At 70.3% G+C, this 21,338-nt stretch carries 21 protein-coding genes and 2 pseudogenes; 9 read left to right on the top strand and 14 right to left on the bottom strand.

Annotation, left to right across the window (positions count from 1 at the left end):
- Nucleotides 1-11 precede the first annotated feature (11 nt).
- From msiK to O1G22_RS22965, 3 genes are all read left to right on the top strand, one after another.
- Nucleotides 12-1,148: a diacetylchitobiose ABC transporter ATP-binding protein MsiK gene (gene msiK, locus O1G22_RS22975; protein ID WP_270083043.1), complete on the top strand. Its 1,137-nt coding sequence runs from the start codon at nt 12-14 to the stop codon at nt 1,146-1,148.
- Nucleotides 1,149-1,376: 228 nt separating this feature from the next.
- Entirely contained in the window at nt 1,377-1,835 is a 459-nt protein-coding gene (locus O1G22_RS22970) for a hypothetical protein (RefSeq protein WP_270083042.1), read from the top strand.
- Between the two features lie 241 nt (nt 1,836-2,076).
- Nucleotides 2,077-2,808, top strand: a complete 732-nt coding sequence (locus O1G22_RS22965) for a nucleotidyltransferase family protein (RefSeq protein WP_225098002.1) — start codon at nt 2,077-2,079, stop codon at nt 2,806-2,808.
- 66 nt (nt 2,809-2,874) lie between these two features.
- Here O1G22_RS22965 and O1G22_RS22960 read toward each other — a convergent pair whose 3' ends face one another.
- The 7 genes from O1G22_RS22960 to O1G22_RS22930 all read right to left on the bottom strand — a co-directional run bounded on the left by O1G22_RS22960 (nt 2,875) and on the right by O1G22_RS22930 (nt 9,938).
- Entirely contained in the window at nt 2,875-4,614 is a 1,740-nt protein-coding gene (locus O1G22_RS22960) for a DoxX family protein (protein ID WP_270083041.1), read from the bottom strand.
- Between the two features lie 153 nt (nt 4,615-4,767).
- Nucleotides 4,768-5,709 (bottom strand): 23S rRNA (guanosine(2251)-2'-O)-methyltransferase RlmB, encoded by a 942-nt coding sequence (gene rlmB, locus O1G22_RS22955; RefSeq protein ID WP_225098004.1) that lies wholly within the window; start codon nt 5,707-5,709, stop codon nt 4,768-4,770.
- Nucleotides 5,710-5,813: 104 nt separating this feature from the next.
- The gene (gene cysS / locus O1G22_RS22950; protein WP_270083040.1) at nt 5,814-7,208 is read right to left on the bottom strand and encodes a cysteine--tRNA ligase; all 1,395 of its coding nucleotides are present in this window, start codon (nt 7,206-7,208) and stop codon (nt 5,814-5,816) included.
- Nucleotides 7,209-7,268: 60 nt separating this feature from the next.
- The gene (locus O1G22_RS22945; RefSeq protein ID WP_270083039.1) at nt 7,269-7,673 is read right to left on the bottom strand and encodes a PPOX class F420-dependent oxidoreductase; all 405 of its coding nucleotides are present in this window, start codon (nt 7,671-7,673) and stop codon (nt 7,269-7,271) included.
- Between the two features lie 173 nt (nt 7,674-7,846).
- Nucleotides 7,847-8,353, bottom strand: coding sequence for a 2-C-methyl-D-erythritol 2,4-cyclodiphosphate synthase (gene ispF, locus O1G22_RS22940; RefSeq protein ID WP_225098007.1), 507 nt, complete (start codon nt 8,351-8,353; stop codon nt 7,847-7,849).
- Entirely contained in the window at nt 8,343-9,095 is a 753-nt protein-coding gene (gene ispD, locus O1G22_RS22935) for a 2-C-methyl-D-erythritol 4-phosphate cytidylyltransferase (RefSeq protein ID WP_270083038.1), read from the bottom strand. Before ispD ends, ispF begins: the two co-directional genes overlap by 11 nt.
- A gap of 360 nt (nt 9,096-9,455) precedes the next feature.
- The gene (locus O1G22_RS22930; protein WP_003953493.1) at nt 9,456-9,938 is read right to left on the bottom strand and encodes a CarD family transcriptional regulator; all 483 of its coding nucleotides are present in this window, start codon (nt 9,936-9,938) and stop codon (nt 9,456-9,458) included.
- Nucleotides 9,939-10,604: 666 nt separating this feature from the next.
- Between O1G22_RS22930 and O1G22_RS22925 the strand changes: the two genes are divergently transcribed.
- Nucleotides 10,605-11,294, top strand: coding sequence for a DUF461 domain-containing protein (locus O1G22_RS22925; protein ID WP_270083037.1), 690 nt, complete (start codon nt 10,605-10,607; stop codon nt 11,292-11,294).
- A 108-nt stretch (nt 11,295-11,402) separates the two neighbouring features.
- Here the strand turns inward: O1G22_RS22925 and O1G22_RS22920 are convergent.
- From O1G22_RS22920 to phoR, 4 genes and pseudogenes are all read right to left on the bottom strand, one after another.
- Nucleotides 11,403-11,483: pseudogene (locus tag O1G22_RS22920) on the bottom strand (DNA-binding response regulator); the annotation flags it as partial.
- Between the two features lie 77 nt (nt 11,484-11,560).
- A pseudogene (locus O1G22_RS22915) lies at nt 11,561-11,641 on the bottom strand (DNA-binding response regulator); the annotation flags it as partial.
- A gap of 235 nt (nt 11,642-11,876) precedes the next feature.
- Nucleotides 11,877-12,548, bottom strand: coding sequence for a two-component system response regulator PhoP (gene phoP / locus O1G22_RS22905; protein WP_466437636.1), 672 nt, complete (start codon nt 12,546-12,548; stop codon nt 11,877-11,879).
- A gap of 5 nt (nt 12,549-12,553) precedes the next feature.
- Nucleotides 12,554-13,813, bottom strand: a complete 1,260-nt coding sequence (gene phoR / locus O1G22_RS22900) for a two-component system sensor histidine kinase PhoR (protein WP_270083036.1) — start codon at nt 13,811-13,813, stop codon at nt 12,554-12,556.
- A 180-nt stretch (nt 13,814-13,993) separates the two neighbouring features.
- Here phoR and phoU point away from each other — a divergent pair, with 180 nt between their 5' ends.
- The 3 genes from phoU to O1G22_RS44560 all read left to right on the top strand — a co-directional run bounded on the left by phoU (nt 13,994) and on the right by O1G22_RS44560 (nt 15,606).
- Complete coding sequence (gene phoU, locus O1G22_RS22895) at nt 13,994-14,683, top strand: phosphate signaling complex protein PhoU (protein ID WP_225098011.1); 690 nt, start codon at nt 13,994-13,996, stop codon at nt 14,681-14,683.
- Between the two features lie 116 nt (nt 14,684-14,799).
- Nucleotides 14,800-14,955: a hypothetical protein gene (locus tag O1G22_RS22890; protein ID WP_225098012.1), complete on the top strand. Its 156-nt coding sequence runs from the start codon at nt 14,800-14,802 to the stop codon at nt 14,953-14,955.
- 441 nt (nt 14,956-15,396) lie between these two features.
- Complete coding sequence (locus O1G22_RS44560; protein ID WP_333492327.1) at nt 15,397-15,606, top strand: hypothetical protein; 210 nt, start codon at nt 15,397-15,399, stop codon at nt 15,604-15,606.
- Between the two features lie 70 nt (nt 15,607-15,676).
- On the opposite strand, the gene O1G22_RS22880 is transcribed toward O1G22_RS44560, so the two are convergent.
- Entirely contained in the window at nt 15,677-16,387 is a 711-nt protein-coding gene (locus O1G22_RS22880; RefSeq protein WP_270083035.1) for a DUF2637 domain-containing protein, read from the bottom strand.
- A 383-nt stretch (nt 16,388-16,770) separates the two neighbouring features.
- Nucleotides 16,771-18,024, bottom strand: coding sequence for an MDR family MFS transporter (locus tag O1G22_RS22875; protein WP_270083034.1), 1,254 nt, complete (start codon nt 18,022-18,024; stop codon nt 16,771-16,773).
- A gap of 179 nt (nt 18,025-18,203) precedes the next feature.
- On the opposite strand from O1G22_RS22875, the gene O1G22_RS22870 reads away from it, so the two are divergent.
- A complete protein-coding gene (locus tag O1G22_RS22870; RefSeq protein WP_225098016.1) occupies nt 18,204-18,965 on the top strand; it encodes a phosphoglyceromutase in 762 nt (253 codons plus the stop codon).
- Nucleotides 18,966-19,028: 63 nt separating this feature from the next.
- On the opposite strand, the gene O1G22_RS22865 is transcribed toward O1G22_RS22870, so the two are convergent.
- Nucleotides 19,029-20,843, bottom strand: a complete 1,815-nt coding sequence (locus O1G22_RS22865; protein WP_270083033.1) for a sialidase family protein — start codon at nt 20,841-20,843, stop codon at nt 19,029-19,031.
- A 177-nt stretch (nt 20,844-21,020) separates the two neighbouring features.
- Here O1G22_RS22865 and O1G22_RS22860 point away from each other — a divergent pair, with 177 nt between their 5' ends.
- Nucleotides 21,021-21,299: a hypothetical protein gene (locus tag O1G22_RS22860; protein WP_270083032.1), complete on the top strand. Its 279-nt coding sequence runs from the start codon at nt 21,021-21,023 to the stop codon at nt 21,297-21,299.
- The last annotated feature ends 39 nt before the right edge of the window (nt 21,300-21,338 follow it).

Here is a 21,338-nt window from a genome sequence, read left to right as displayed (position 1 = left end):
GCCTCTGAGCCATGGCCACTGTCACGTTCGACAAGGCGACCCGGATCTACCCGGGTTCCACCAAGCCCGCCGTCGATGGTCTCGACATCGCGATCGAGGACGGCGAGTTTCTCGTCCTGGTCGGCCCGTCGGGTTGCGGAAAGTCCACCTCGCTGCGGATGCTCGCGGGCCTGGAGGACGTCAACGGCGGCGCCATCCGCATCGGTGACCGCGACGTCACGCACCTGCCGCCCAAGGACCGGGACATCGCCATGGTGTTCCAGAACTACGCCCTCTACCCGCACATGACGGTCGCCGACAACATGGGCTTCGCCCTGAAGATCGCGGGCGTCAACAAGGCGGAGATCCGGCAGAAGGTCGAGGAGGCTGCGAAGATCCTCGACCTCACCGAGTACCTGGACCGCAAGCCGAAGGCGCTCTCCGGCGGTCAGCGCCAGCGTGTCGCGATGGGCCGCGCGATCGTCCGTGAGCCGCAGGTCTTCCTCATGGACGAGCCGCTGTCCAACCTGGACGCCAAGCTCCGCGTCTCGACCCGTACGCAGATCGCCTCGCTCCAGCGCCGCCTCGGCATCACCACCGTCTACGTCACCCACGACCAGGTCGAGGCCATGACGATGGGCGACCGGGTGGCCGTGCTCAAGGACGGTCTGCTCCAGCAGGTGGACTCGCCGCGGAACATGTACGACAAGCCCGCGAACCTCTTCGTCGCCGGCTTCATCGGCTCCCCGGCCATGAACCTGATCGAGGTCCCGATCGCCGACGGCGGCGTGAAGTTCGGCAACAGTGTCGTCCCCGTCAACCGGGAGGCCCTGAAGGCCGCCACCGACAAGGGCGACAAGACCGTGACCGTGGGCGTGCGCCCCGAGCACTTCGACGTGGTCGAGCTGGGCGGCGGCGCGGCGGCCTCCCTGAGCAAGGACAGTGCCGACGCCCCGGCCGGCCTCGCCGTCTCGGTGAACGTGGTCGAGGAGACCGGCGCCGACGGCTACGTCTACGGCACCGTCGAGGTCGGCGGCGAGAAGAAGGACCTCGTCGTCCGTGTCAGCAGCCGTTCCGTCCCGGAGAAGGGCGCCACGCTGCACGTCGTGCCGCGGCCGGGCGAGACCCACGTGTTCTCCACGTCCACGGGTGAGCGTCTCTCCGACTGAGCGGACTGAGCTGCGCGTTTGCGCGTGCGTTGACGAAAGGGGTCCTGCGGAGTGCCGCAGGGCCCCTTTCGCGTCGTCTGTAGCGCCGGGCCGCTCCGGAAATACCCCGGCACAGTGATCAATTCGGGCGGAGGGCGTCAACCCTCTACCCAGAAAACGGCGCGACCTCATCCCCCATACGAGTGACTCAATGTCGCCACATCGTTACCGGACGCTACCCTCACACGCGTGAAGCACTCCACCATCCTTCAGACGCGACGCGGCCACCGGGGCGGCCCTGCCCGCCGGATCGGCCGCACTCTCGCCCTCGTCCTGCCCGTCGTCCTGGTGCTCTCCGGGACCCTCGCGGTCACCCGGGTCAACTGGACCGGGAGCCCCTCCAGCTCGGTGCTGGCCGCCTCGGACGTCTCCACGGCGGAGGTTCCCAAGGCCGTCGCGCACGCCCCCGAGGACGTGCTCCGCGAGCGGCTGATGGGCGAGCTCCAGGACCGGAACCCGGGCGTGGTCCTCACCCACCTCCAGCAGGCCGTCAACGGCCACCCGTCGCTGGCGCGGCACTGCTCGTCCATCGCCCGCGCGCTGGGCCAGGCCGCGGTGCGCATGTACGGCGCCTCGCGCGCCCAGTCCTTCGCCCGTCCGGTGTGCGACACGTCGTTCGCCTCGGGTGTGCTCGCCGCGGCGCGCTGAGCCCCCGGGAGGCCGGTCGGCATCGCGTCCCTGCCGGCCGCCCCGGGCAAGGGCCGTAGGCAGCGCGTCGCTGTCGGCCGGCTCCGGGCAGGGGCCGTAAACCGTAAACAGCGCGTCGCTGCCGGCCGCCCCGGACAGGAGCCGTAAGCAGCACGTCGTCTGTCGGCCGCCCCGGGCAGGGGCCAGAGGCAGTGCGTTGCTGTCGGCCCGCTCCGGGCAGGGCGCCGCGTACAGTGCGGGCATGACCCATCCCAGCGCCGCGTCGCGCCCCACCCAAGCCGTGATCCTGGCCGGTGGCCAGGGCTCCCGGCTGCGTCCGTACACCGATGACCGGCCCAAGCCGATGGTCGAGATCCCCGGCACGGGCACCCCGATCATCGGCCATCAGCTGACCTGGCTCGCCGAGGAAGGCGTGACGGACGTGGTGGTCTCCTGCGGCCACCTCGCCGAGGTCCTGCAGAAGTGGCTGGACTCCGCCGACCTGCCGGTCTCCGTCACCACCGTCGTGGAGACCGAGCCCCTCGGCCGCGGCGGCGGCCTCCGGTACGCCGCCGCGCATCTCCCCCGCCCCGGCCAGCCGTGGTACGCCACCAACGGCGACATCTGGACCCGCTTCTCCCTGCGGGACATGGCCGACTTCCACACTGAGCGGGACGCTGTCGCGACGCTGGCTCTGGCCCGGCCCCGTATTCCCTGGGGTGCGGTGCGGACCGACGGGTTCGGGCACGTCACCGACTTCATCGAGGCGCCGCCGTCGACGTTCGAGATCAACGCCGGTGTGTACGTCTTCTCGCCCGAGTTCGCCGAGCTGCTCCCCGAGCGGGGCGACCATGAGCGGACCACGTTTCCCCGGCTGGCCCGGGAGGAGCGGCTCTTCGGGTTCCCTATTCCGCAGGGGGCGTACTGGCGGGCCATCGACACCGCGAAGGATCTGACGGAGGCGGCCAAGGAGCTTGCGGCGTTGGGTCGTTGACGGTCAGAGGGCCCCGTACCTTCCCTGGTACGGGGCCCTCTGCTGTCTCTCTCCTGGCTCGTTCCGTCAGCCCAGCAGGCCGCCCACCAGGCCCGGCTGGCCGGAGGACGAAGCGCCGCCGGAGCTGGTCGTGCCGCCCGACGGGGAGCTGCCCCCGGTCGAGGTGCCGCCGGTGCTCGTCGGGCCCGCGGTGGTGCTCGGGGTGCCGCCTGCCGGGGAGGAGTGGCGGGGCGGGATCTGGCCCGTGGTGCCCTGGGTCTCGCTCGGGGTCGTCGTCGTACCGCCCGCCGTGTGCGTGGCGCCCGGGGTCGTCGCCGCGCCGGACGGGCTCGCGCCGGCCGTGGCGCCGCCTGTGGGGGCTGTGGAGGCCGACGGGCTGGTGCGGTGCCGCGTGCCCGGTCCCTGCGGGAGCGGGGAGCCGGGGAGGTTGTTGCGGGGGGCCTCGCCGGGGCCGGGGACGACCACGCGGCTGGAGTCGCGTACGGCGCCGCCCAGCAGGGAGCCGACGAGCAGGGTGACGCCGACCGTGATGGCCGTGATCAGCGCGCCGCGGCGCAGGACGTAGCGGCGCAGCTCCCAGATGTCGGAGCGGGGGCCGAGGCGGCGCCAGGCGCCGGCGGCGAGGCGGCCGTCCACGGAGTAGACGGGGGCGCCGGCGATGATCAGCGGGGACCAGGCGGCGAGGTAGATGATGTCGGGGGCGTCGTAGGCGGGGACCGTCTTCCAGCTGACCGTGACGATCAGGGCGGCGGAGAGCAGGGCGCCGACGACCGCGGCCACGCGCTGCCAGCAGCCGAGGATCGTGAGGACGCCGACGACCACCTGGAGGAAGGCGATGACCAGGCCGGCGCCGACCGGGTGGTGCAGGGCGGTCTGGCGCAGCGGCTCGGCCACGTCCCACGGGTGCAGGGTGTTGAGCCACTTGACCATGGAGCCGCGCTTGCCGCCGTCGAAGTAGACGGGGTCGCACAGCTTGCCCATGCCGGCGTAGATGGAGATGAAGCCGAGGAAGATGCGCAGGGGGAGGAGGACGACGCCCAGGTTCATCCGGCGGCCGGGGTAGTAGGCGTGCCGGGCCGGGTCGTCGCCCTGGTGGCGGGCGGGGCGCGGGGTGTCGTCCTGGGCGGCTGCTTCCGCGTAGTCGTCGTGGCGGTCGTGATCGTCGTAGCGGTCGTAGCGGTCGTGATCGTCGTAGTCGTCGTAGCGGTCGTGGGGCTCGAAGTCCGTTTCCGCGTACGGGGGTTCGTCGTAGGCGCCGGTCGTCGAGCGCATGTGCGGCAGCAGACGGGTGCCGTCGGCGGCCTCGGGGGCGGTGCGCTGGTGGCCCACGACGGGGGTCTCGACCGTCTGGTCCAGGTCGTCGTAGGCGTCGCCGTAGCCGGTGCCGACGCGCGGGATGACCTGGGTGGCGCCGGGCTCGGTCTCGTCGGCCTGGCGGACGCTGCCCCGCACGGCCTGGAGGAGCCGGTGCGCGCCGGTGTCGTCGGGGGCGGACTTGCCGCTCCACACGACGGGGCGGCGGCGGGCGGCGGCGCCCGCCCGGCCCGCCGGGCCCCCGACGGGCATCCGGGCGGTGTCCTGGGCGGCGCTCAGATGCCGGGCGATCCGCGAGGATTGGGAGCGCTTCGCCGACGCGCCCAGCTGCACGCGGAAGCTGGCGTGATTGACGATGACCTGCGCCGGATCGCTCGGCACCTTCACCATGCTCAGCGCGGGAGCCTCGTCGGGCCCGGAAGCGAATCCCGAGCTGAATCCCGACGAGCGTCCCCCCGTGGGTGTGCGGGGTGTTCTGGTGTCCACACTCATCTAACCGAGTGACGTGGAGTTAGGACACTGCTTTGACCGGGCGGATGTGTCCGGACCCCGTCAAAGTCGTCTCGAACACCACAGGAGCACCAGAATTACCCCGCAAGGGTGAAGTTCCGGACGGATGTTCAGTCCCGTCGGCGCGCCGTGCCGTCAGCCGCGCCGACGCGCCGCCTCGTAGAGGACGATGCCCGCCGCCACACCGGCGTTCAGCGACTCCGCGCCACCCGGCATCGGGATGCGCACACGGAAGTCGCAGGTTTCGCCGACCAGGCGGGACAGGCCCTTGCCCTCGCTGCCGACCACGATCACGACCGGGCCGTCCAGTGCCTGGAGCTCGCCCAGTTCGACCTCGCCGTCCGCCGCCAGCCCGACGACCGTGACGCCGGCCTTCTTGTACGACTCCAGGACGCGGGTGAGGTTGGTGGCGCGGGCGACCGGGGTACGGGCGGCCGCGCCGGCGGAGGTCTTCCAGGCACCGGCGGTCATGCCGGCCGAGCGGCGCTCGGGTACGACGACACCGTGGCCGCCGAAGGCGGAGACGGAGCGGACGACGGCGCCGAGGTTGCGCGGGTCGGTGACCCCGTCGAGCGCGACGACCAGCGGGTCCTCGCCCTCGTCGGCCGCCGCGTCGAGCAGGTCCTCGGGGTGCGCGTACTCGTACGGCGGGACCTGCAGGACGAGGCCCTGGTGGTTGAGGCCGTTGGTCATGCGGTCCAGCTCGGGGCGCGGGGCCTCCATCAGGTTGATGCCGCCGCGCTCGGCGGCGAGCTGGAGGGCCTCGCGGACGCGCTCGTCGTTGTCGATGAACTGCTGGACGTAGAGCGTCGAGGCGGGAACGCCCTCGCGGAGCGCCTCGACGACCGGGTTACGGCCGACGACCAGCTCGGACGCCGACTTGCCGCTGCCGCGGCGCGCTTGCGGACGCCCCTGTGCGCGGCGGGCCTTCGCGGCGGCGGCGCGCTGCTTGGCGTGCCCCTTGCGCATCTCGGCGGGCGGGGTCGGGCCCTTGCCCTCCAGGCCCCGGCGCCGCTGGCCACCGCTGCCGACCTGCGCGCCCTTCTTGCCGGACATGCGGCGGTTGTTCGCGGCCATGAGTTACTCGTCTCCGTTGAGCTTCGTGTTGAGCGTCGTACGTACGTCTTATGCAGTGTGCCGCCCGGAGGGCCGGGCGGCACACTTGATCTTCTGGTCCGGGGCTAGGGCTTGAGGCTCCAGCGCGGGCCCTGCGGGCTGTCCTCGATGGCGAGGCCGGACTGGGCGAGCTGGTCGCGGATGGCGTCGGCGGTCGACCAGTCCTTGCGGGCGCGGGCGGACTCGCGCTGGTCCAGCACCAGCCGGACGAGGCTGTCGACCACGCCGTGCAGGTCTTCGCCCTGGTCGGACTCGCCCGCCCACTGCTCGTCCAGCGGGTCGAGGCCGAGGACACCGAGCATGGCCCGCACCTCGGCGAGCCGGGCGACGGCGGCTTCCTTGTCGTCGGCGGCCAGCGCGCTGTTGCCCTGCCGGACCGTGGTGTGCACGATCGCGAGGGCCTGCGGGACACCCAGGTCGTCGTCCATCGCCTCGGCGAAGGCCGGCGGGACCTCGGCGGCCGGCTCGACGGCCCCGGCCAGCTCGATGACCCGCTGCACGAAGCCCTCGATCCGCGCGAACGCCGACTCGGCCTCGCGCAGGGACTCCTCGCTGTACTCGATCATCGAGCGGTAGTGCGGGGTGCCCAGGTAGTAGCGGAGCACGATCGGCCGCCACTGCTTGACCATCTCGCTGACCAGGACGCTGTTGCCGAGCGACTTGGACATCTTGTCGCCGGCCATGGTGACCCAGGCGTTGTGCACCCAGTACCGGGCGAAGTCGTCGCCGTAGGCCTTGGCCTGGGCGATCTCGTTCTCGTGGTGCGGGAAGATCAGGTCGAGGCCGCCGCCGTGGATGTCGAAGGCGGTGCCCAGGTACTTGTGCGCCATGGCCGAGCACTCCAGGTGCCAGCCGGGACGGCCCTCTCCCCACGGGGTCGGCCAGGTCGGCTCGCCCGGCTTGGCGGACTTCCACATCGCGAAGTCCCGCTCGTCCCGCTTGCCGGTCTCGCCCTCGCCGGACGGCTGGCGCAGATTGTCCAGCTCCTGCCGGGACAGCTCCAGGTACTGCGGGAAGGACCGTACGTCGAAGTAGACGTTGCCGTCCGCCGCGTAGGCGTGGCCGCGCTCGATGAGGCGCTGCATCATCTCGACCATCTCGGTGATGTGGCCGGTGGCGCGCGGCTCGTACGTCGGCGGCAGGCAGCCGAGGGCGGCGTAGCCCTCGTTGAAGGCACGCTCGTTCTCGTACCCGATCGACCACCAGGGGCGGCCCTGCTCATGGGCCTTGGCGATGATCTTGTCGTCGATGTCCGTGACGTTCCGGATGAACGTCACGTCATAGCCGCGGTACGTGAACCACCGGCGCATGATGTCGAAGTTGAGCCCCGACCGGATGTGCCCGATGTGCGGTGCGGCCTGCACGGTGGCGCCACACAGGTAGATCGAGACACAACCCGGCTTGAGCGGGGCGAAGTCACGGATCTGCCGGGCGCTGGTGTCGTACAGGCGAATAGTCACCACTCCAGGGTAGTGGGCGCGGAGCGGTGCCTTGCGCCTCTTGGCTCAGAACATTCCGGCTCAGAACATTCCCACGACCTTCTCGGGAGTGATCTTGACGATCACCCGCGCGGCGTCGTTCACGGAGTCGGGGTTGAACTCGGCGTACTTCTTGCCGGTGTACTTCATCGACAGTTCGTCGATCAGGTCCCTGGCGCCCTGGGTGGTGAACTCCGCGGTGCCCCGGACCTCGCCGTAGACGTAGGGCATCTCGGGGTCCTGGACGATGACGCTCACCCGGGGGTCGCGGTCGAGGTTCTTCTTCTTGCGGCGGTCGACGGTCGTGGAGAACAGGATCTGGTCGCCGTCCCGCTTCACCCACACCGGGGACATCTGCGGGCGGCCGTCGGGCTGGATCGTGCCCACCACGATGAAGACGGGGCCGTCGAGCAGGGACTTGAGCCGGTCGGGCAGGGTGGCGGGCATGGGTACCTCCTCGGTCAACGATGACTCTCCGGGTACCCTCGCACGCTCTCGGCACACGCGCATCGCGAGCGCCACCGTCAGCAGCCCCTCCGCACCACCGGCGCAGTCGTCAGCCCGCCGTCCGCACCACCGGCGCAGCCGTCAGCCCACCATCCCCATCACCGGCGCAGCCATCAGCCCGCCGTCCGCACCACCAGTGCCGTCGCGATCGCCATCAGGCCCTCGTCGCGGCCGGGAAAGCCGAGGCCGTCCGTCGTCGCGCCGGAGACGGAGACGGGGGCGCCGGCCGCCTCGGAGAGGACCTTCTGGGCCTCGGTGCGCCGCTTGCCGATCTTCGGGCGGGGGCCGATCACCTGGACGGCGATATTGCCGATGGTGAAGCCCGCCGCGCGGACGATCCGGGCGGCCTCGGTGAGCAGCGTGACTCCGGGCGCGCCCGACCACTCGGGCCGGCCGGTGCCGAAGTGCTGCCCCAGGTCACCGAGCCCGGCGGCGGAGAAGAGGGCGTTGCAGGCCGCGTGGGCGACGACGTCGGCGTCGGAGTGGCCGGCCAGCCCGGGGCCTTCCCCCTCCCACTTCAGGCCCGCGCACCACAGCTCGCGACCCTCCTCGAAGGCGTGGATGTCGGTGCCGATGCCGACCTGCGGCAGGGGCAGCACGAAGCCGGCCTCAGAAGCCATCGTTGAGCCTCCTGCGGGCCAGGACCGCCTCGGCGAGGACCAGGTCGAGGGGGCGGGTGACCTTGAAGGCCTCCTCGTGACCGGGGACGGTCACGACCGGCAGGCCGAGCTGCTCGACCATGCTCGCGTCGTCCGTCACATCGCCGGTGACGGTCTCGTGCGCGCGGATCAGGGTCGTACGGTCGAAGCCCTGCGGCGTCTGCACGGCGCGCAGGCGGGCCCGCTCGGGCGTGGCGACGACCGGTTCCGGCTCGCCGGCGACGGCCGCGGGCTCGACCTCCTTGACCGTGTCGGCCAGCGGCAGCGCCGGGACGACGGCCGGCGCGCCCTCGCGGACGGCCTCGATGACCGCGTCGACCGTGTCGACCGGGACGAGCGGGCGGGCCGCGTCGTGCACGAGGACGATGCCGTACTCGGGAGGCAGGGCGTCCAGGCCGAGCTTGACCGACTCCTGGCGGGTGTCGCCGCCCGGGACGACCAGGAAGTCCGTGCGGTCCGGCAGCGCGTGCACGTCGAGCAGTGACTTGACCTCGGCGGCGCCGTCGGACGGGGCGACGACGACCACCAGGGAGACATGGCGGGACGCGGCGAGCGCGCGGACCGCGTGGATGAGCATGGGCGTGCCGTTCAGCGCGCGCAGCGCCTTGGGGGCGCCCGGACCGAGGCGTACGCCCCGGCCGGCGGCGGGAATCACGGCTGCGACGGGGGTCTGCGCAGGTGAGGGGCGCGATTCGTCAGACATCGGTTCCTGTCAGGTTTGTGTGCTCGACCTAGGTGGGTATGGCCTGGAGGAGTGCCGGGCGCGACGCCCTTGACCGGACCCTTCCGTGACCCTGGTCGAGGTCAGCTGCCCGGGCCCGGCACATCAAGTATCGGGGGGCGCGTCCGCTGATCGACCGAGGGTCCACCAAGGATCCAGCGGCCGGGGATTCACTGGATTCACCAGGATCCACCGGTTCCCCGACACAGACCCGCCTGCGGGGACGACCCGCGAGGACGAACATGCCGCAGCGCCCGGCGACAGGGTCAGTGTCATCGGGCACCGCGGCATTTCACTGTGCTGAGCGTGCCGGCAGCGAGAGGTCGCCGCCCACGGCGCGTGTCAGGAGGCGAGCACCTCGTCGAGCAGGGCCTCGGCCTTGTCCTCGTTCGTGTTCTCCGCGAGAGCCAGCTCGCTCACCAGGATCTGGCGGGCCTTGGCGAGCATGCGCTTCTCACCGGCGGACAGTCCGCGCTCGCGCTCACGACGCCACAGGTCACGCACGACTTCCGCGACCTTGATGACATCACCGGAGGCGAGCTTCTCCAGGTTTGCCTTGTAGCGACGCGACCAGTTCGTGGGCTCCTCGGCGTACGGCGCGCGCAGCACCTCGAAGACCCGGTCCAGCCCGTCCTGACCGACCACATCACGCACGCCCACGAACTCAGCATTGTCCGCTGGCACACGTACCGTCAGGTCACCCTGGGCAACCTTCAGCACCAAGTAGGTCTTGTCCACGCCTTTGATCTGGCGAGTTTCGATGGCCTCGATCAGCGCGGCCCCGTGATGGGGATAGACCACGGTGTCGCCAACCTTGAACGTCATGTGACAGGTACCCCTTCCGTGGCTATCCAGGGTAACACGGATACGGCGTCTTCTGAATGGCGTTTTCGCAGGTCAGGGCATATCTCGGGGCTTGACAACAGCGACAGGAACGTGCTTCGAAGGGCCTGCGGAAGCGGGTATTCGCAGGTCGGAGGGGCTCTTCAGGCGGGGTGAAACGCGTACGTTACACACACCGAGCGCCCTCTCCAAGTGGCCTAACATCCCGATTTGTCCTGTTCCAAGCGTGCGACTTCCGCTACTCCGTTCGGCGTGCGGGGACCGGTGCGGAGCCGGACGCGTCACGAATCCGGAATTGATCAACGACGCGCGGAGGGGTGCCCGGTGATCAATATCGGGGACGGTCCTCGAAGACGGTCATCGAAGGCGTCATCGAAGACGTCATCGAAGGGGCGCACATTCCTTCACGGAAATTTTGCGCGCGGTTATGCGAATGGCGGACGAGCGCCTCGCCAAAGTGACTCAAGAGTCACTTGTGACTGGAGTGACGAGAGGCCCGCAGTACCCCCAGCCGGAGGCCAAGGCGGCCTCTTGGGGAGGGTCGGGTGCGGTGGCGTGGGAACGGCTCGGTAACCTAAGCCCGCTGACAGACACTTAGGGTGGCTTTATAAGGGGAGCCGCCCGCGCGTTCAAGGAGTTGCCGCCGCCGTGAGCAGCAGCCTTCGACGCGGCGCCCTCGCCGCCTCCGCCATCGTCTTCTCGATCGCCTCGCTCGCCGCCTGCGGCGCCGGCAACGACTCACAGACCCTGGGAATCAAGCCGGACAACGCGGCGACCGCCGTCGGCAACATCAAGGTCCAGAACGCCCTGATCATCACCCAGCCGGACCTGCAGTCCACCGGGCCGGCCGTGATCTCCGCGACCCTGTTCAACCAGGGCTCCTCGGACGAGACCCTCCAGTCCATCTCCCTCCCGGGCACGAGCGGGTCGGTCACGCTGACCGCACCCAAGGGCCAGAGCCTGACCGTCCCGGCGCACGGCTCCCTGCTCCTCGGCGGCAAGGGCAACGCCTCCGCCGAGCTGCCCAGCGGCCGTGAGGCGGTCCAGGACGGCAACGTCCAGAAGCTCACCTTCACCCTCAGCAAGACCGGCGCCGTGAGCCTGGACGCCTTCGTGGTCCCGGCCACCAGCTACTTCGACAAGTGGGGCCCGAGCACGATCCCGTCCGCTCCGGCGAGCCCGTCCGGCGCCCCGGGCGCGTCCGCTTCCGCCAGCGGCAAGCCGGCGAAGGGCAAGGGCAAGGGCGGCAAGGCGACCCCGTCGGCGGGCGCGAGCGAGTCCGCGTCCACCGGCGCCACCCCGACCGACTCGGCGTCCCAGTCGACCACCGGTCACTGACCGACGTACACACGAGGGCGGCACCCCTGCGGGGGCGCCGCCCTTCGTCGTGGGTGCCGCGAGTCGTACGACCGCCGTACGCCTTACGGCTCGGACTCGGAGCCCGGTTTAGGGCTCGAACTTGTAGCCCAGGCCCCGGACCGTCACCAGGTACCGCGGCGCGCCCGGGTCCGGTTCGAGCACCATCCTCGACGCACCCCTCGCACTGCTCCGCAGGCTTCGAAGTGCTGAGCCGGACTCCGTCCGGCAACCGAGGCGAGCCCGGTCTACGGCTCGAACTTGTAGCCCAGGCCCCGGACCGTCACCAGATACCGCGGCGCGCCCGGGTCCGGTTCGAGCACCATCCTCGACGCACCCCTCGCACTGCTCCGCAGGCTTCGAAGTGCTGAGCCGGACTCCGTCCGGCAACCGAGGCGAGCCCGGTCTACGGCTCGAACTTGTAGCCCAGGCCCCGGACCGTCACCAGGTACCGCGGCGCGCCCGGGTCCGGTTCGAGCACCATCCTCGACGCACCCCTCGCACTGCTCCGCAGGCTTCGAAGTGCTGAGCCGGACTCCGTCCGGCAACCGAGGCGAGCCCGGTCTACGGCTCGAACTTGTAGCCCAGGCCCCGGACCGTCACCAGATACCGCGGCGCGCCCGGGTCCGGTTCGATCTTGGCGCGGAGGCGCTTGACGTGGACGTCGAGGGTCTTGGTGTCGCCCACGTAGTCGGCGCCCCAGACGCGGTCGATCAGCTGCATGCGGGTCAGGACGCGGCCCGCGTTGCGCAGCAGCATCTCCAGGAGGTCGAACTCCTTGAGCGGGAGGTCGACCTTGGAGCCGGCCACCGTCACCACGTGGCGGTCGACGTCCATGCGGACCGGGCCCGCCTCCAGCGCGGCCGGGGTGACCTCCTCCGGCTCGCCGCGGCGGCGGAGCACCGCGCGGATGCGGGCGACCAGCTCGCGGGAGGAGAAGGGCTTGGTGACGTAGTCGTCGGCTCCTATTTCGAGGCCCACGACCTTGTCGATCTCGCTGTCCTTCGCGGTCACCATGATCACGGGGACGTTGGAGCGGCCGCGCAGCTGTCGGCACACCTCCGTACCGGGCAGACCCGGCAGCATCAGGTCGAGGAGGACGAGGTCGGCGCCGTTGCGCTCGAACTCGTCGAGTCCGTCGGGCCCGGTGGCCGCGACGGCGACCTCGAAGCCCTCCTTGCGGAGCATGTACGACAGGGCGTCGGAGAAGGACTCCTCGTCCTCGACGACGAGCACTCGGGTCACGGAAGGACCTCCGGGGCGGGAAGCGGTTCGTACGGGGATGACGCGGTGGAGCCGCCGGCCTCGTCATCGAGGTCGGGGTCGGGGTGCTGCGATGCGCGGTCGCGGGCCGCGCCCGCCTCCGGCAGCCTGAGGGTGAACGTGGAGCCCTGGCCTTCGGCGCTCCAGACCGTGACCTCCCCGCCGTGCGAGGCGACCACGTGCTTGACGATCGCGAGACCCAGACCGGTGCCTCCGGTGGCCCGGGAGCGGGCCGGGTCGACGCGGTAGAAGCGCTCGAAGATGCGCTCCTTGTCCTTGTCGGAGATGCCGATGCCCTGGTCCGTGACGGCCAGCTCGATCATGTCCCCGCCGGGTGCGTTGACCCGGCGGGCGGCTATGCCGACGCGGGTGCGGGCCGGGGAGTAGTTCACGGCGTTCTCGACGAGGTTGCCGAGGGCGGCGGCCAGCTGGCCGCGGTTCCCCCAGACGTGCAGGTCGGCCGTGCCCCCGGCGGACATGATGATCTGCTTCGTACCGGCCTGGTGGCGGCAGCGGTCCATGGCCTCGGCGACCAGCTCGTCCACGCGGACGGGCTCGGCGTCCTCCAGCGGATCGTCGTTCTGCACGCGGGAGAGGTCGATGAGCTCCTGGACCAGGTTGGTCAGCCGGGTCGCCTCGATCTGCATGCGGCCCGCGAAGCGCTGCACGGCCTCGGGGTCGTCGGAGGCGTCCATGACCGCCTCGGAGAGGAGGGACAGCGCGCCGACGGGCGTCTTCAGCTCATGGCTGACGTTCGCCACGAAGTCGCGTCGTACCGCCTCGATCCGGCGGGCCTCGGTCAGGTCCTCGACCAGCAGCAGGACCAGACGGGAGCCGAGCGGGGCCACGCGCGCGGAGACGGCGAGGGCCTCGCCGCGTCCGGTGCCGCGGCGGGGCAGATCCAGCTCGACCTGGCGTATCTCGCCGTCTCTCCGGGTGTCCCGCGCCATCTGGAGCATGGGCTCGACGGAGAGCTTGCCGCCGCGGACCAGCCCGAGGGCGTAGGCGGCGGAGCTGGCCTTGACCACGGCGTCGGCCTCGTCGAGGACGACGGCCGAGGAGCGGAGCACGGACAGCACGGTGTCCACGCCGGGCGGGAGTACGGGATCGGTGTGCAAGGAAGTCCTGGTCGGTCGCTTCTGGTCGCGTTCGCTCCAGCGGAACGCCAGCATGGCGATGACGCCGGTGAGCACCCCGGCGATCGCTGCCGCTGCGGCGACCGCCGCGTTCACGTCCATGCATCCAGGTTAAGCAGGGGGTACGACATGACCACAGCCGTCATCGTGCGTCCTCGAACACTCGTCGCCCAGAGTTCACCTTGGAGCCAGTATTGGTTCATTTGGGGTGGCAGAAACGGACGCGTGTGGGGCAGAACGTGGGAGCGTGGGGACCAAGCACACCTATGAGAGGGAACCCTGATGCGGGACGCGTACCACGAGGAACTTGACTCGATCGGCGACGGTCTGGTGGAGATGGCCCGGCTGGTCGGGTCGGCGATCGGGCGCGCCACGACCGCCATCCTGGACGCCGACCTGAAGCTGGCCGAGAGTGTCATCGAGGCGGACCAGAAGGTCGACGAGCTCCAGCACGACCTGGAGGCGCGGGCCATAGCCCTGCTGGCGCGGCAGCAGCCGGTGGCGACCGACCTCCGCATCGTCGTCACCAGCCTGCGCATGTCCGCCGACCTGGAGCGCTCCGGCGACCTGGCCCAGCACGTGGCGAAGCTGGCCCGGCTGCGCTTCCCCGAGCGCGCGGTCCCGAACGACCTGCACGCCACGATCCTGGAGATGGGCCAGCTCGCGCAGCGCCTGATGGCGAAGGCGGCCGAGGTGATCATCACGAAGGACGTCGATCTCGCGCTCCAGCTGGAGCAGGACGACGACGAGATGGACCTGCTGCACCGCACGCTCTTCCAGCACCTGATCGACGAGCGCTGGAAGCACGGCATCGAGACGGCGGTGGACGTCACGCTCCTCGGCCGCTACTACGAGCGGTACGCCGACCACGCGGTCGCGGTCGCCAAGCGCGTCGTCTATCTGGTCACGGGCGAGCACGCGGACGAGCTCCAGCCGGACATCCAGCCGGTGACGGGCGTCGAGGGCGCGTAACCCCGCCGGGGCCGGGCCGTGGGGGGCGTGGGCGCCTCCATGCGCCGTTGATGCGCCCTGGGGAGCGGGCATGAAATGGGCGAGGGCACCGCTGCCCCAGCATCCAGGAGGGACCCATGGCCGAATCCCCCAGCACCACGCCCGACCCCACCCAGGAGCGCCAGAGCGACCAGCCCGCCGAGACCAGGAGCCTTCCGCTGTTCGGCGCGTGCGGCTGCGGCTCGGGCTGCGGCTGCGGGTGCCAGCAGGGCAACCCCTGCCAGTGCGGCTGACGAAACACCCGCGACACCCGGGGCCGGTGTGAACTCGTTTCACACCGGCCCTTTGTCGTGTGCGCCGTCGGGTCCGTGAACCGAATCTGCACAGTGCGCACGCAACTGTGGGCTTCCGGGTTCCGTTCGTACGGAGTTGTCCCGATCGGCATGGCCACAACAAGAGCTGTGACCCGCCTGTGTGGCAAGGATGTGTGGAGAAACTGCCCTCAACGCGTGACCACGCGTGCACCGATATGTCGAACAGGGCTGCCAACTGGGCAGGTGGGAGCGGCGGTTGACTGGATGCCCGGCGCGCTCCGTGGTTTGATCGCTCGGGCCGCCGGGATCGCGCCAAGGTGACCTGAAAAGGCTGGCGCGTACCTGCGGCCGCGGCCCGTCGTCTGTCCCCAGCCGGGCCGCTCCCCCTTGTGGACCATCCATGCGAAGGGCAGTTTCCCCATGAACTCCGCTCACCAGGTTCAGACCGTCGAGATCTCCGACGCCGAGCTCGACAACGTCTCCGGCGGCCTGAGCCCCGAGGCGAACGCCACCCTCGGCACCACGACCCTCAGCAGCACCGAGGTGCTGTCCCAGCTCGACGGCGTCAAGGGCGAGGCCCTCGGCCTCCTCGGCCAGTACGGCCACGCCAGCGTCAGCGTCTCCCTCTGAGGCGCGCTGCCGGCCTGACCGCACCGAGCCCCCTGTCCCGCGGAGAACCGCCGGACAGGGGGCTCGGTCGTCACGGCAGGGAATTCGGCGGATCGGTATATGTGGCGTGCCGGGCCCGGCTCCTGGTCGAGATCTGGCCGACCAGTTCCCAGAAACACACCAGAGCGGTGACCGGCGGAATTCCGAAGATCACTAACGAGAGCAGCGCGTGCGACGAGTGACTGACGCACAGCGCCACGGCCATCGCGGAGGCCGCCAGCACCACGCCCCAGGATCGCCGCGCACCCCGGCGTTGTGCGGTGGCCCGCAGGACGGAGAGCGCCGCCACGAACCAGGGCCCGTACACCGTCAGCGGCCAGCATTTCGCGAGACTCGCCGGCAGCACCGACGAGGCGATCACGCACAATTGGCCGTACGAATAGCAGACGGACCATGCCAGCATGCACACCGCACACAGCGAGACCGCCACGATCAGCAGCGTGATGTGGGTGATACGACGGCCGCCGTCGAGCAGATGGGATTCCTGGCGGACCCGCCGCCGGCTGCTCCGGCGCGGGGCCGGCACGGTCGGCGGGTCGGGAACGGGGATGGCGACGGTCGGCGCGGCCAGCATCTGGGCCAGTTCCTCGACCGGGTCCCAGTCGTTCGGCGCCATGCCCGCGTCCGGCACGCTCCAGGCGTCGTCGTAGAGACCGGAGTCGTAGCGGCCCGCGTCGTCGTAACGGCCCGCGTCGTAGCGGCCCGCGTCGTAGCAGCCTGTGTCGTGATGAATCCTGTCCATCGATAAACCTCCGGGCCCAGCCTCAGGACGCCCCGTACAGATCCGCCATGGCCCGCCAGTATTCATTTTCCATTGCGCTGAGTCTCTTCAGAAAATCGACAAGCAGGTCCGAGCACGACGTGCGGTCCACCTCATCACCCCAGTGGAGCGTCGTCGGATTATCTTCGGCAGTGCACCAGTCCAATCGCGTCACGGTGAGCTAACGACGGCTCCCGGAAGCGGGGTTTGGGGCGTTCGAGGGATCCAGGTGGCTCGAAAGGGGAGTTTTCGAGTGCCTGTTGACGCAGCGGCGAAGACTTATGAATATGCGTGCAATTACATTCCGTGAATACTGGAATGAGATGGTCGGCCACTGGAATTAATGAGATGGTCGGCCACTGGAATTAAATGGTCGACGCCGATCCGGCGGCACGCGCGCCGCTCCGCTCGGCCGCCGGCCGCTCGGTCGGCAGCCTCCGCATGAGCACCCCGTACCCCAGCCCGGCGACCGTCCCCACCACCGCGCACATCCCCCACAGCCACTGCGCACCCCACCGGTCGATGACCGCGCCGGACATCAGCGGGGCGACCAGGGCGGCGACCGACCAGGACAGGGTGTAGACGCCCTGGTAGCGGCCGCGGCCGTGCACCGGGGACAGGCGGACGACGAGGCCGGTCTGGGTGGGCGCGTTGACGATCTCGGCGAGGGTCCAGACGCACACGGTGACCATGAAGACGCCGACCGAGCCCGCGAAGGCCGTGAGACCGAAGCCGTAGCCGGCGAGCACCGAGGAGACGATCAGCAGGGTGCGCGGGTCGCGGTGCTCGATGAACCGGGTGACCGGGATCTGCAGGGCGACGATCAGGATGCCGTTGACCGCGATGGCGAGGCCGTAGTCGGCGGGCGAGAACCCGGCCTCCCCCATGGCCACCGGCAGTCCGACGGACCCCTGCTGGAAGATCAGGGCGACCAGGAAGGACAGGCCGACGACGGCCATGTAGCGCCCGTCGCGCAGCACGGCCTTGAGGCTGACCTCGTCCTCCGCCTGCTTGGCCGTGAGCGCGGGGCGGGACTCGGGCACCTTCAGGAAGACGACGAGCGCGCAGCCGGCCGTCATCCCGGCCTCGATCAGGAACCCGGCGAGATAGCTGAACTCGGCGATGAACCCGGCGGCCATGGAGGAGACGGCGAACCCGAGGTTGATGGCCCAGTAGTTCAGGGAGAAGGCGCGGAGGCGGTCCTCGGGACGGACGATGTCGGCCATCATCGCCTGCACGGCCGGGCGCGAGGCGTTGGAGGCCATGCCCACGAGGAAGGCGACGGCGGCGATGGCGGCCGGGTCGGTCATGAAGCCGAGCAGCGCGACCGAGGCGGCCGTCGCGGACTGCGCGATCAGCAGGGTCGGCCGCCTGCCCAGCCGGTCGGCCATCACCCCGCCGCCCAGCGAGGAGACGACCCCGCCGAGCCCGTGCAGCGAGGCGACGAGACCGGCGTACGAGGCGGAGTAGCCGCGGTCGAGGGTGAGGTAGAGGGCCATGAAGGTGGCCACGAAGGCGCCGAGCCGGTTGACCAGGGTGCTGGTCCACAGCCACCAGAACTCACGGGGGAGCCCGGAGACGGTCTCCCGGGCGGCACGTCGGAGACGGGCGGCGGACATGGCGGATCCCCCCATGGGTGTACGACGCCTCGGCGTGGGGCGTTGTAAGCGGCTCAAGCGGTAGGCACAACTTACAAACAGGGGGATGCCGCCGGCCACTGGATTAACAGATGCCGTCAACTGTCCACCCATCGGCCGACCCGGGCGGCGCCCCGAACGGGTGGATTACGCTCTTTCCCATGGCCGACGCACCGTACAAGCTGATCCTCCTCCGCCACGGCGAGAGCGAGTGGAACGCGAAGAACCTGTTCACCGGCTGGGTGGACGTCAACCTCAACGAGAAGGGCGAGAAGGAGGCAGTCCGCGGTGGCGAGCTCCTGAAGGACGCCGACCTTCTCCCCGACGTGGTCCACACGTCCCTCCAGAAGCGCGCGATCCGCACCGCGCAGCTGGCCCTGGAGGCCGCCGACCGCCACTGGATCCCGGTCCACCGCAGCTGGCGCCTGAACGAGCGCCACTACGGCGCCCTGCAGGGCAAGGACAAGGCGGCGACGCTGGCCGAGTTCGGCGAAGAGCAGTTCATGCTCTGGCGCCGCTCGTACGACACCCCGCCCCCGCCGCTCGCGGACGACTCCGAGTTCTCCCAGGCGCACGACCCGCGCTACGCCTCCATCCCGCCGGAGCTGCGCCCGGCCACGGAGTGCCTGAAGGACGTCGTCGTCCGGATGCTCCCCTACTGGTACGACGGCATCGTCCCCGACCTCCTGGCCGGCCGCACGGTCCTCGTCGCCGCCCACGGCAACAGCCTGCGCGCCCTGGTCAAGCACCTGGACGGCATCTCCGACGCCGACATCGCGGGCCTGAACATCCCGACGGGCATCCCGCTCTCCTACGAGCTGGACGAGAACTTCAAGCCGGTCACCCCCGGCGGCACGTACCTCGACCCCGAGGCGGCCGCGGCGGCGATCGAGGCGGTCAAGAACCAGGGCAAGAAGAAGTAACCTTTTCGATCATGCCCCTGACCTGCGTTTCCGGCGCAGGTCAGGGGCATTTTCACGGTCGGCTCAGCCCACCACTGCCCCGTAGATGTTCTGGTTCCGCCCGCCCGCGTCAAGGCAGGTGTCCGGTCCCCAGGTGCCGTCCGGGTTCTGGGTACGGCACTGGTGCACATCGAACCCGTCCGTCCCCTCGGCCGCCGGGTACCTCGGGTCGGTGCCGGGGACGGTGTCGCGCTGGTCGGTCCAGGCCAGGAACGCGGTCGGACCCGACGCGGCGATGTAGTTGTAGTCGCCGAAGAACGGCTCGTCGGCGTCGGTGAACTGCTCGTACTGCGGCATGGTCGACTGGGTGGACACCTTGTTGACCGCCCAGCTCCCTCCGGAGTCCGACGAGGTCGCGTAGTAGGTGTCCAGGCCTGTTCCGGTCGACACGGAACCCGGCGGGTTGTCGCTCACCCAGCGGTTGGAGACCGGCACCGTACGGAAGTCCCCGCCTCCCGGCCCGCTCGCGGTGTCGTCCCGGCTGTCCTGCCAGACGACGTGCAGCCGGCCCGAGTCGGCGGCGATGTCGGGGAGGAACTGGTGGCCCTTCGCCTGCGGGTCGATGCGCTGCGGGCTGCTCCAGGTCGCGCCGCCGTCACCTGTCCGCATGAAGTAGAGCGCGTCCTGGCTTCCGGTTCCCCTGCCGACGGTTCCGTACGTCGTCCCGGTCGGTGTCTGCGAACCGGGCACCGTGCCGTCGTAGACCAGGAAGACCTCGTCGGGGTTACCGGCGGAGGTGGGGTCGGCGGCCAGGCGGACCTGGCTGCCTACGCGGGCGAACGTATAGCCGGACTGGCAGGCGAGGGGGCCGTCACCGCAGTCACGGGGATCGGTGCCGGGCAACACTGTCTGGTCCAGCGCCTGCCAGCCGACGTAGGACGTGGCGACCCTCGGCCTGGTGAACGAGCGCCCGCCGTCGGTCGACTTCACCCAGCCGATGGAGCTGTTGCCCAGGCCGTTCGCCGCCAGCTGGTGCCAGCTGACGTAGACGCTGCCGTTGCGGGTGACCGTGACGTCGCAGATGTCGGACGCGGTCACGGAATTGGTGACCCTGTTCGTGGTGAACGTGCGGCCCTGGTCGGTCGAGCGGGCCACATACACGGCGTTCGGGGAGTTCGGGCCGGTGAAGCGGGTCCAGCAGACGTAGATGTTGCCGGCGTTCGGGCTGTCGGCACCGCGGTCGACCTCCAGCGCAGGCTTGTCCTGGAAGAGTCCGCGGAAGTCCTGGACCGGGGTGGACCGGGCGACGAGCGTGGTGTATCGGTGGTTGGGCTTCGGGCCGGAGGTCCAGTCGTAGCGCGAGACGAAGAGCGACGCGTTGGGATTGCTCGTGAGGTTGTCCGCGATGGTCGCGTAGTACAGGTGCCCGTTGTTGTCCCAGGCCTGGACGGGGTCGCCGGCCTGGTTCTCGTGCATCTGGTACATCGGCGAGGCCTGGCCCTCGGCCGAGGTGTCCGTCGGGTAGCCGGGCAGCAGGCTGTCGGTCCACGACTGCCCGCCGTCGGCGGAGTAGTAGAACCCGGCCCAGGCCGACCCTCCGGTCGTCGCCGCCGCGCAGTAGTCATTGGCGCCGGCGGTCAGCAGCTGCCGGTTGTGGGGCGCGACCGTGGTCGTCGGCTCGTTCTGCTGGCGCTTGTTGACCGAGCACGCGGCGATCGTCGGGTCGCTGCCCCCGTCATCGCGGACGTACTGGTGGTCGGAGATCTTGACGTCCTGGCCGGCCTGCGCGGCCGCGGACGGCCCGCCGAATCCCAGGGCGGCGGCGCTCAGGGCCAGCAGCCCTCCCCACAGGCGAGCGCGCCGTCTTCGTGCGCGCCCAGACGCCGTCCTCTGCATCATCGTCTCCTCATCCTGCGTTCGAAGCGGGTCGTTCGTAGCTTCGGCGGCACGGCAGACGGACAGGGAGAGGCTCGTCCCCGAGGCGTGCGTGATACACCCGTTTGCCTGGCCGGGGTTGCGTACGGCACACCTGGACGTCCCGCCCACCGCTGATCTGACCAAGGTGAGGAAGAACCCGTGAGCAGACCCGCCTCGCGCTGCACCACAGCCCTGTATGCCGTATCCGCGACCTGCGCCGTCATAGGCGCTCTGCTGTGGATACGCAGCCGGACCGGTACGCCTCTTACGCTCTCCTCTTCCTCCTACGGGTCCTACCTGGCAGCCGACAGCTACAGCCCGTCGGCCTGGCGGGTGTGGTCACCGGCAGTGTCCGAAGGACGTCTCGGCCTCTATCTCCTCGCGGCCGGGCTGGTGCTGGCCGTGGTGGCGCGCCTGTTCTCCGCCCGGCGTGACTGAGCGGCGCCGAGCGCAGCGCTCCACGCGTGACTGCCGTCA

It is taken from the genome of Streptomyces camelliae (assembly GCF_027625935.1).
Lineage (GTDB): Bacteria > Actinomycetota > Actinomycetes > Streptomycetales > Streptomycetaceae > Streptomyces > Streptomyces camelliae.
The sequence above is the reverse complement of the archived record's forward strand: the minus strand, read 5'-3'. Positions and strand labels throughout refer to the sequence as shown.

Excerpts from the sequence above, each read along its gene's own strand:
- rlmB (WP_225098004.1), bottom strand. The coding sequence starts at position 5,709 with ATGGCCGCGAACAACCGCCGCATGTCCGGCAAGAAGGGCGCGCAGGTC.
- msiK (WP_270083043.1), top strand. The coding sequence starts at position 12 with ATGGCCACTGTCACGTTCGACAAGGCGACCCGGATCTACCCGGGTTCC.
- O1G22_RS22930 (WP_003953493.1), bottom strand. The coding sequence starts at position 9,938 with ATGACGTTCAAGGTTGGCGACACCGTGGTCTATCCCCATCACGGGGCC.
- ispD (WP_270083038.1), bottom strand. The coding sequence starts at position 9,095 with ATGTCTGACGAATCGCGCCCCTCACCTGCGCAGACCCCCGTCGCAGCC.
- ispF (WP_225098007.1), bottom strand. The coding sequence starts at position 8,353 with ATGGCTTCTGAGGCCGGCTTCGTGCTGCCCCTGCCGCAGGTCGGCATC.
- O1G22_RS22965 (WP_225098002.1), top strand. The coding sequence starts at position 2,077 with ATGACCCATCCCAGCGCCGCGTCGCGCCCCACCCAAGCCGTGATCCTG.
- O1G22_RS22945 (WP_270083039.1), bottom strand. The coding sequence starts at position 7,673 with ATGCCCGCCACCCTGCCCGACCGGCTCAAGTCCCTGCTCGACGGCCCC.
- O1G22_RS44560 (WP_333492327.1), top strand. The coding sequence starts at position 15,397 with ATGAACTCCGCTCACCAGGTTCAGACCGTCGAGATCTCCGACGCCGAG.
- O1G22_RS22890 (WP_225098012.1), top strand. The coding sequence starts at position 14,800 with ATGGCCGAATCCCCCAGCACCACGCCCGACCCCACCCAGGAGCGCCAG.
- O1G22_RS22865 (WP_270083033.1), bottom strand. The coding sequence starts at position 20,843 with ATGATGCAGAGGACGGCGTCTGGGCGCGCACGAAGACGGCGCGCTCGC.
- O1G22_RS22880 (WP_270083035.1), bottom strand. The coding sequence starts at position 16,387 with ATGGACAGGATTCATCACGACACAGGCTGCTACGACGCGGGCCGCTAC.
- phoU (WP_225098011.1), top strand. The coding sequence starts at position 13,994 with ATGCGGGACGCGTACCACGAGGAACTTGACTCGATCGGCGACGGTCTG.
- O1G22_RS22960 (WP_270083041.1), bottom strand. The coding sequence starts at position 4,614 with ATGAGTGTGGACACCAGAACACCCCGCACACCCACGGGGGGACGCTCG.
- phoR (WP_270083036.1), bottom strand. The coding sequence starts at position 13,813 with ATGGACGTGAACGCGGCGGTCGCCGCAGCGGCAGCGATCGCCGGGGTG.
- O1G22_RS22875 (WP_270083034.1), bottom strand. The coding sequence starts at position 18,024 with ATGTCCGCCGCCCGTCTCCGACGTGCCGCCCGGGAGACCGTCTCCGGG.
- O1G22_RS22870 (WP_225098016.1), top strand. The coding sequence starts at position 18,204 with ATGGCCGACGCACCGTACAAGCTGATCCTCCTCCGCCACGGCGAGAGC.